The organism is Streptomyces sp. NPDC021749, assembly GCF_040640655.1.
Lineage (GTDB): Bacteria > Actinomycetota > Actinomycetes > Streptomycetales > Streptomycetaceae > Streptomyces.
The window spans coordinates 186,204-194,706 of the sequence record NZ_JBFACE010000014.1 but is presented as its reverse complement, the minus strand read 5'-3'; the positions used below and the strand labels follow the sequence as shown (position 1 = coordinate 194,706).

The following is an 8,503-nucleotide window of genomic DNA, read 5'->3' as shown; positions in this document are numbered from 1 at the left end:
GCTACGACCCCGCCATCCACCAAGCCAACGACAAGATCAACATGGCCGCCGACACGCCCTTGGCGGCATAGGGGTTGACTCAGGAAACTCATGCCTGCTCCTCCGCTCCCAGGTAGCCGCAGGCGGCGGCCCGCCGCAGCGCTTCCTCCTTCGCGCCCGGTGCGTCCAGCGGGCCGTCCACGAGACCGGCGAAGCCGATCGCGATCCGGTCGCCGCCGATCGGCACCAGACCGACCTCGGACGTGCCGCCCGGGTCGAACCGCACCGACGATCCGGCCGGCACGCACAGCCGCATGCCGTACCCGGCCGCGCGGTCGAACTCCAGCCGGGGGTTGGCCTCGAAGAAGTGGAAGTGGGACGTGACGCTGATCGGCACCGTCGCGGTGTTGTGCACGGTCAGAACCACCGCGGGCGCCGGCTCCGGGTCGGCCGGGCCGGGGAGCACGGCGCCGGGCGCCGGGGCCGCGGTCGCCTCGCGCTCCCCCGCCGCGGCGCCGGCGCCGATCGGGTCGGTGACCACCGCGAGCCGGGAGCCGTCGTCGAAGACGGCCTCGACGTGCACCTCGGTGACCACGTCGGCCACGCCCGGCAGCACGTCGTCCGGGCCGAGCACGCTGCGTGCCGCCTCGATGGCCTGAGCGAGGCGGCGCCCGTCCCGCGCCGCCTCGCAGACTGTGTCCGCGATCAACGCGGTCGCCTCGGGCACATTCAGCTTCAGTCCGCGGGCCCGGCGCGTCCGCGCCAGCTCGGCCGCGCCGAACAGCAGCAGCCGGTCGCGTTCCGTCGGGGTCAACCGCATCCCGTCCCACCTTCCAGCTCGATTAGAGCATCACTCTAACCATGAAATTGGTCAACGCGGAAGCATTGACCTGGAGTAGGGGAATGAGCCACATTGAGCGCTGTTCTAAATAAGCGGCGGATAGAGCGCCGCTCTAAACGATCTCGCAGCGGTCCCGCAGCGAGCCCCGCTCACTCACGAGCCCCGCTCACTCACGAGCACTGTCCACCTCACGGAGCACTGCACGCAGAGCACTGCTCGCACACTGCTGTCCGGCCTCTCAGGGGAGCCCTCATGCCGATCGAACAACGCGGAGTCGACACCATCCCGGACGAGGAGCGCACCAGCGGTCCACGCGACCTCATCTCGATCCTGCTCGGATCGAACCTCGCCCTCGGCGTGGTGATCTTCGGCTGGCTCCCGGTCTCCTTCGGCCTGGGGTTCTGGGGCTCGGTCAGCTCACTGGCCGCCGGCACACTGGTCGGCGCCGTGCTGACCGCGCCGCTCGCCCTGGTCTCGCTGCGCAGTGCGACCAACCTCTCCACCAGCAGCGGCGCCCACTTCGGCGTGCGCGGCCGGCTGATCGGCTCGGTCATCGGCCTGCTGCTCTCGCTCGGCTACACCGCGCTGACCCTGTGGGTGGGCGGCGACGCCATGGTCGGCTGCCTGCACCGCCTCCTGGGCCTGCCGGCCGGCGGTGCGTCCTACGCGGTCGTCTACGCCGTCCTGGCGGGCTGTACCGCCGTGGGCGCGGTCTACGGCTACCGGGTCCTGCTGCGGATGAGCAAGGTGCTCTCCATCGGCCTGACGGTCCTGCTGGCGGTCGGCGTCTTCGCCTACGCGCACCACTTCACCACCGGCCCGGTGCACGGCGTCCCGTACGCGCTCGGCGGCTACTGGCAGACCTGGCTGCTCTCCGCGGTCTCCGCCGGTCTGAGCGGCCCGATCGCCTTCATCACCCTGCTCGGCGACTACAGCCGCTACATCTCGCCGCGCCGCCACTCCTCGAAGAAGGTCTTCGCCGCCACCTACCTCGGCCTGGTGGCCGGTCTGCTGGTGCCGCAGCTGTTCGGCACGTTCAGCGCGCTGGCGGTCGGCGCCGGCGACGACTACGCGGGCCCGCTGGTGGCCGGCGCCCCGGCCTGGTACCTGGTCTTCCTGCTGCTCAACGCGTCCGCCGGCTCGGTGGGCAACTCCGGTCTGATGCTCTACAGCATGGGTCTCGACCTCGACGCGATCCTGCCGCGGGCGACCCGCACCCAGGCCACGTACGTGGTCGCGGGCGTCTCGACCGCGCTGGTCTACGCCGGCCACTTCCTGTGGGCGGCGCAGGACGCCATGACGTCCTTCGTGCTGCTGATGACCGCGATCGGCACGCCCTGGGCCGTCATCACGGTCATGGGCTTCGCCCGCTGCCGCGGCGACTACGACGCCGACTCGCTCCAGGTCTACAACCGCGGCACCCGCGGCGGCGTGTACTGGTTCAAGGCCGGCTGGAACGTCCAGGCCACCGTCGCCTGGGCGCTGGGCTCGGTCGTCGGCCTGATGGGCGTGGACACCCCCTTCTACCAGGGGCCGCTGCTCGGCCACACCGGCGGCATCGACCTCAGCTTCCTGCTGGCCGCGGCCGTCGCCGGGCTCGCCTACCTGCTGCTCACCGCCCGGCAGCCGCGCCCGGTCCCCGCGCTGCGGACCGCCTCCGCTCCCCCGCCGGCCGCCGCGCCGGAGGCCGCCGCGGAGGTCGGCTGACCCCTCCCGGTACGGCCGAGGCCGCCCCAGACGGTGCGTCGGGGGCGGCCTCGGTGGTGTCCGGGCGGGCGCCGGCCGTCGCCGGCCCCGCAGCCGGGTCAGCCCAGGGGGTGCATCCAGCCGTGGGTGTCCTCGGCGACGCCGCGCTGGATGTCCAGCAGCGCCTCGCGCAGCTTCAGCGTGACCTTGCCGGGCTCGCCGTCGGACTGGGTCCACTCGGCGCCGTTGCGCTTGACCGTGCCGACCGGGGTGATCACCGCGGCCGTACCGCAGGCGAAGACCTCGGTGAGGGTGCCGTTCGCCGTGTCGGCCTGCCACTGGTCGATGGAGACCCGGGCCTCCTCCGCCTCGAAGCCCAGGTCGCGGGCGACGGCCAGCAGCGAGTCACGGGTGATGCCGGCGAGCAGCGAGCCGGTCAGCGTCGGGGTGACGATCTTGTCTCCGTACACGAAGTACAGGTTCATCCCGCCGAGTTCCTCGACCCACTTGTGCTCCACGGCGTCGAGGTAGGCGACCTGGTCGCAGCCGTGCACCGCGGCCTCGGCCTGGGCCAGCAGCGAAGCGGCGTAGTTGCCGCCGGTCTTGGCGTCGCCCACGCCGCCGGGCACCGCGCGCACCCGGTCCTCGGACAGCCAGATGGAGACCGGCTTGACGCCACCGGGGAAGTAGGCGCCGGCCGGCGAGGCGATGACGACGAAGAGGTACTCGTTGGCCGGCTTCACGCCCAGCCCGACCTCGGTCGCGATCATGAACGGACGCAGGTAGAGCGACTCCTCGCCGCCGTGCGCCGGCACCCAGTCCTTGTCCTGCTGGACGAGCAGGTCACAGGCCTCGATGAAGGTCTCGACCGGCAGCTCCGGCATGGCCAGCCGGCGCGCGGACGCCTGGAAGCGGCGGGCGTTGGCGTCCGGGCGGAAGGTCGCGACGGAGCCGTCGGGCTGACGGTACGCCTTGAGGCCCTCGAAGATCTCCTGCGCGTAGTGCAGGACGTTGGTCGCCGGGTCGAGGGAGAGCGGCCCGTACGGCACGAGCTGGCCGTCGTGCCAGCCGCGGCCCTCGGTCCACCTGATCGTCACCATGTGGTCGGTGAAGTGGCGGCCGAAGCCCGGGGCGGCCAGGATCTGCTCCCGCTCCGCGTCGGACAGCGGGTGCGAGGAGGGCTTGAGCTCGATCGTGGGCGTCGTCATGTATGCGTGTCCTTCACTGCGTGGTCCGCGCCGGGCGGTTGGCGGTGGCCGCGTACGGCGGGATCTTGACGTACCGGTCGTTACTGGGACGTCCGAGTTTCCCCGCGGACGGCGGTCCCTCTCCGATTATCGCTCGGGGGTGTCCGCCGCCGTACCCGCGTGTGCGGTCTCCGGGTCCGATGGTCGCATCCCGTCCGGCGTTAGCACAGGGGCGGCCGGCGAGTGGCGTCCGGCCGGAATGCGGACAGCGCCAGATCCCCGCGGGGGCCCGGCGCTGTCGGTGGGTTTCTGCGTGGTGCGCTGCGGGCCTCAGCCCGCTACTCGTGCGGCGAGCGCGTCGCCGATCTCGTCCGTGCTGCGGGCGGTGCCGTCCCGGGCCTCCAGGTCGGCCGCGACGGCCGTCTCGATGCGGGCGGCCTCGGACTCGTGGCCGAGGTGGCGCAGCAGCAGCGCGACGGAGAGGACCGTGGCGGTCGGGTCGGCCTTGCCGGTGCCGGCGATGTCCGGGGCGGAGCCGTGCACCGGCTCGAACATCGAGGGGAACTCACCGGTCGGGTTGATGTTGCCGGAGGCGGCCAGGCCGATGCCGCCGGTGACGGCCGCGGCGAGGTCGGTGAGGATGTCGCCGAAGAGGTTGTCGGTGACGATCACGTCGAACCGCTCGGGCTGGGTGACGAAGAAGATCGTCGCCGCGTCGACGTGCAGGTAGTCGGTGGTGACCTCGGGGTACTCCTGGCCGACCTTGTCGAAGATCTTCTTCCACATGTGGCCGGCGTAGACCAGCACGTTGTTCTTGTGGACCAGCGTCAGCTTCTTGCGGGGGCGGGCGTTGGCCCGCTCGTACGCGTCCCGGACCACGCGCTCGACGCCGTAGGCGGTGTTCACGCTGACCTCGGTGGCGACCTCGGCGGGGGTGCCGGTGCGCAGGCTGCCGCCGTTGCCGGTGTACGGGCCCTCGGTGCCCTCGCGGACGACGACGAAGTCGATGTCCGGGCGACCCGCCAGCGGCGTGGCCGTGTTCGGGAAGAGCTTCGACGGACGCAGGTTGACGAAGTGGTCGAAGGCGAAGCGGAGCTTGAGCAGCAGCCCGCGCTCCAGCACACCGGAGGGCACGGACGGGTCGCCGATCGCGCCCAGCAGGATCGCGTCGTGCTGCTTGAGCGACTCCAGCTCCGCGTCCGGCAGGGTCTCGCCGGTGGCGTGCCAGCGCCTGGCCCCGAGGTCGTACTCCTTGGTTTCCAGCTTGACGTCCTGCGGCAGGACGGCGGTCAGGACCTTCAGGCCCTGGGCCACGACCTCCTGGCCGATGCCGTCACCGGGGATCACTGCGAGGCGAATGCTGCGAGACATGGTTGGACCCTACTCTTCGTCCCATTCATTGACACGTAACGTCCGCCATGCGGACACACCCCGGGCGGCCGGGCGACGAAGGGGACGCCGAAGGAGATGCCGGCCGGCATCCGCACGGGGCGCCCGCGGCCCGGGCGCCTCCGCGGCCTCACTAGTGGCAGATCAGCCGGGCGGCGGAGCACCGGATCCGCCACCAGCAGCGGCACGGTACGGACGCCCGGGCCCCACCTTGTGCGCGGAACATCTCAGTGTCCGGTGGAGCCGCCGTTGTCCCGGCGGTCGAGGGCACGCTGGAGGGCGGCCGCGGCGTTCCTGCGGTCGGCGTCGTTGGTCGTACGCGCGCAGCGGCGGGTCCTGCGGACAGCGGTCTCGGCCATGATTCACGTCTCCAATGCCAAAGCCCCGAGAACGGATGGGATGCGTCGATCCAGAAGCGGGCCGGAAAGGGCGGGGGCTCCGGCACTACAGGGGTCACCTGCGCACACGCACCGGGCCACATCCGCGATCGCTCGATGGAGCGTTACGTTCGGCTCCTACAAAGCTAGGACAGCCGGGCCGTGATGTCTGCACAATTACTTGGGCTTCCTACTATCTGAGACGGATTCCGTGTACTCGAACGAGTGATCCCCGCACATACGCAGCTCAGCGGCTGCCTCACGCGCCTGGCGTCGCGGGTGTCGCTTGTGCCACCAGGCCGAGCCCGCCCACACTTACGACTTGGGGAGCGATAGGAGTGCCCCGCTGTGTGTGGGCCCGGGTCCTGGATGGTCGGCGGACACGGCACTCGGAGGTCGGCTACTCCAAGGGGGCATCGGAGGTGGGCCGGCCCGGAATCTCCAGCAAGGTAGATAGGTGTTCGGGGCGCTCTTCGACCACGAGGTGTCCGGCCTCGGAGACCACACCGAGCTCAGCGCCGAATGTGGTGCGTACTGCCGGGCCGAGCCGCCGTGGAGGGAGGAAGACGTCGTGCTCCCCAGTGACGACCAGGCGGGGAATTGACTGCGCCGGCAGAGTGGCGGCGCCGGGCGCCCCGCTGGAGCGCGAGTGCCGGGCGACCAGTGTCATCCAGTTCACCAATTCCGTGCGGGGTGGATGGCCAGGCGCGAGCATGGTGCGCAGGAGCCGGGCGCTGTGCGTCGGTGCGGGCCGCAGGAACCAGGCGGCCGAGGCGGCCAGCACGGTGGGGGTCAACCTCAGTCTGGTCAGTCCGCCAGGGGAAACCAGGATGAGCCGGTCGATCCGGGGAGTGTCGCTGGACAGGGCAATGGCGGCACCGAAGGAGTGGCCCATCACCGCTACCGGCTCGGACGAGATCTTCTCGATCACCTCGCTCAGCCACGCCCCATACCAGGACAACCGGCCGCCGGAGAGCCCGCGTTGGCCAGAACTGAGACCGGGCTGGCCAGGGACGTCCACCAGCAGGACCCGGTAGCCGGTGGCGACCAGGGCCGTGGCCAGCGGCAGGGACGCGGCGGCGTTGAAGTTGGTGCCCGGGACGAATACGACCGTCGTCGCGCCAGTACCGGCGAGGACCACGTGCGTCTGTGCGCCCTTGGCGGTCACCGTCTTCCGTTCGTGTGGCACCGGCCACGCGGCGAGCTGGTCGAGGCACCAGCGTCGGATGAGCTCCTTGCCCGTCGTACTGCGGTAGATCGAGTCCACTGGTCGAGTATCGCGCCTCGCCTCGGGCCGTGACGTGAGAAGGTCCGTACGGATTAGGGAAGTTGTGACGCAAGCCTGGGCCCGTGCGGCCTGTTCCCATCCTGCCCTGTCCGGCATCTCCCGCGCACACTTCGGCGAGTTGCTCGAAGAACTCGCTCCGAAGTGGGAAGCGGCCCGGGAGTCGGCGCTCCACGAGCGCCGCGGCGGGGGCCGGCGGCGGGCCGCTGGCGCGGGGCCCAAGCAGCGCCTGGTATTCACCGACCGGCTCTTGGCCACGCTGGTCCACCTGCGGCTGGGGCTGCCGCATGCTGCGCTGGCCGAGCTGTACGGGGTGGACCGCTCCACCGTGTCCGGAGCGGTCCGCGAGGTCCGTCCGCTGCTGGCCGCTCGCGGCTTCGCCATCCCCGACCGTCCAGGGATGCGGCTGAGCACGCTGGAGGACCTGTTCGCCTACGCCGACGCAGAAGGCGTGGAGCTGCGGATCGACGGGACCGAGGTGCAGGTCCGCCGCCCGCGTGCGGGCCGTCCCGGTCGCAAAGCGTTCGTATCCGGCAAGAAGAAGCAGAACACCATCAAGACCACCACGTTCAGCGACGGCCAGGGGCGGACCCTGTTCAGCGGGGTGGTCAGGCCGGGGCGGATGCACGACCAGACCGCCGTGCGTACTGAGGGCATCGCCGAGCAGTTCCGCCTGCACCCGAAGGTGAGGGCCGAGGTCGACGAGGGCTACCGGGGTCTGGCCAACGAGTTCCCCGCCCAGGTCAGCGCCCCGCCGAGGAAGCCGAAGGACGATGCGCCGCTGGGCGAGCACCACGCCTGGCGCGAGCAGCGGCGCCAGTCCTCCCGCCGGATCTGCGTGGAGCACACCAACGCCGAGTTCAAGCAGTGGTGCCCGCTGCAACGGTTCACTGGCCGCCGCGATACCTACGCCGAGACCCACCTCGCGATCGCCGGCCTGGTCTCCGACCGCTCCGCCCGCCGGGCGACCCGCCGCAAGACCAGCACCGAACTGGTGCCCGCTCAGCAGGTCGCCTGCTGATCACCCACCAGCCGACCCACCAGGCCGGCACGCCCCGATCTCAATCGCTCCCAAGGTCGTTAGGAGGAGGTGCTGCACCATGACCGCGCCCGCACAGGAGCTCCCGTGACCACGACGCCGGAGGCCCCGATGCCCGGCCCCGATCTGGACGAGGTCCTGTGGCAGGCATGGAAAGCCATGGAACTCCCCGAGGGCTTCCACGCCGAGATCATCGAGGGGTTCATCGAGGTGTCGCCCACCGGTCGCCATCGCCACAGCAAGGTCAGCTTCCGCTTCCGCCGGGAGCTGACGAAGTTCCTTGAAGCACAGTCGAGTGAGTACGTCACCGACAACGACCTGAGCGTCGTCCACCAGCAGAAGGTCGCGATCCCGGACGCCTACGTCGCCCCCGAGGAAGACGACGAGTACATCACCGAGGACGGGCTCGGCCTCGATGCCCGTGGTGTGGCGCTCGTCCTCGAAGTGGTCTCTCCGGGCAACGACGGCCTGGAGCGCGACCGCGTCCGCAAGCGTCGCGCCTATGCCCGCGCCGGCATCCCCGTCTACGTCCTCATCGACGACCACGACGGCCATGGCACCGTCACCGTGCTCACCTCGCCCTCTCCCGAGGAGGCGGCCTACGCCGGCGAGAACCGCGTGCCGTACGGCGTGGACGCCATCATTCCCGAAGGCCCCGCCAAGGGATTCGTCATCGGTGAGGCGATCACCGGGCCGCCGCGGAACACCCGCACCTGAACC

The 8,503-nt window shown here is 70.9% G+C and carries 8 protein-coding genes; 3 read left to right on the top strand and 5 right to left on the bottom strand.

The genetic code is table 11. The features are described 5' to 3' along the window. Nucleotides 1-88: 88 nt before the first annotated feature. Complete coding sequence (gene ureA / locus AB0G35_RS16875) at nt 89-799, bottom strand: urease subunit gamma (RefSeq protein WP_360949250.1); 711 nt, start codon at nt 797-799, stop codon at nt 89-91. Between the two features lie 273 nt (nt 800-1,072). On the opposite strand from ureA, the gene AB0G35_RS16870 reads away from it, so the two are divergent. Next, nucleotides 1,073-2,527 carry a cytosine permease gene (locus AB0G35_RS16870; protein WP_360949248.1) on the top strand — a complete coding sequence of 485 codons (1,455 nt, stop codon included), beginning with the start codon at nt 1,073-1,075 and terminating at the stop codon, nt 2,525-2,527. 98 nt (nt 2,528-2,625) lie between these two features. On the opposite strand, the gene AB0G35_RS16865 is transcribed toward AB0G35_RS16870, so the two are convergent. The 4 genes from AB0G35_RS16865 to AB0G35_RS16850 form a co-directional block, all read right to left on the bottom strand. After that, nucleotides 2,626-3,714: a branched-chain amino acid aminotransferase gene (locus AB0G35_RS16865; protein ID WP_360949246.1), complete on the bottom strand. Its 1,089-nt coding sequence runs from the start codon at nt 3,712-3,714 to the stop codon at nt 2,626-2,628. Between the two features lie 309 nt (nt 3,715-4,023). Then, nucleotides 4,024-5,064 (bottom strand): 3-isopropylmalate dehydrogenase, encoded by a 1,041-nt coding sequence (locus AB0G35_RS16860; protein ID WP_360949244.1) that lies wholly within the window; start codon nt 5,062-5,064, stop codon nt 4,024-4,026. A gap of 245 nt (nt 5,065-5,309) precedes the next feature. After that, nucleotides 5,310-5,441, bottom strand: coding sequence for a hypothetical protein (locus AB0G35_RS16855; RefSeq protein WP_360949242.1), 132 nt, complete (start codon nt 5,439-5,441; stop codon nt 5,310-5,312). A gap of 418 nt (nt 5,442-5,859) precedes the next feature. Beyond that, the gene (locus AB0G35_RS16850) at nt 5,860-6,726 is read right to left on the bottom strand and encodes an alpha/beta hydrolase (protein ID WP_360949240.1); all 867 of its coding nucleotides are present in this window, start codon (nt 6,724-6,726) and stop codon (nt 5,860-5,862) included. Nucleotides 6,727-6,790: 64 nt separating this feature from the next. On the opposite strand from AB0G35_RS16850, the gene AB0G35_RS16845 reads away from it, so the two are divergent. Then, complete coding sequence (locus tag AB0G35_RS16845) at nt 6,791-7,765, top strand: transposase family protein (protein ID WP_360949238.1); 975 nt, start codon at nt 6,791-6,793, stop codon at nt 7,763-7,765. Nucleotides 7,766-7,870: 105 nt separating this feature from the next. Then, nucleotides 7,871-8,500 (top strand): Uma2 family endonuclease, encoded by a 630-nt coding sequence (locus tag AB0G35_RS16840; RefSeq protein ID WP_360949236.1) that lies wholly within the window; start codon nt 7,871-7,873, stop codon nt 8,498-8,500. The last annotated feature ends 3 nt before the right edge of the window (nt 8,501-8,503 follow it).

What these genes read in the sequence shown, in the direction of transcription:
- ureA (WP_360949250.1), bottom strand. Translation starts at nt 799, where the DNA reads ATGCGGTTGACCCCGACGGAACGCGACCGGCTGCTGCTGTTCGGCGCG.
- AB0G35_RS16870 (WP_360949248.1), top strand. Translation starts at nt 1,073, where the DNA reads ATGCCGATCGAACAACGCGGAGTCGACACCATCCCGGACGAGGAGCGC.
- AB0G35_RS16865 (WP_360949246.1), bottom strand. Translation starts at nt 3,714, where the DNA reads ATGACGACGCCCACGATCGAGCTCAAGCCCTCCTCGCACCCGCTGTCC.
- AB0G35_RS16860 (WP_360949244.1), bottom strand. Translation starts at nt 5,064, where the DNA reads ATGTCTCGCAGCATTCGCCTCGCAGTGATCCCCGGTGACGGCATCGGC.
- AB0G35_RS16855 (WP_360949242.1), bottom strand. Translation starts at nt 5,441, where the DNA reads ATGGCCGAGACCGCTGTCCGCAGGACCCGCCGCTGCGCGCGTACGACC.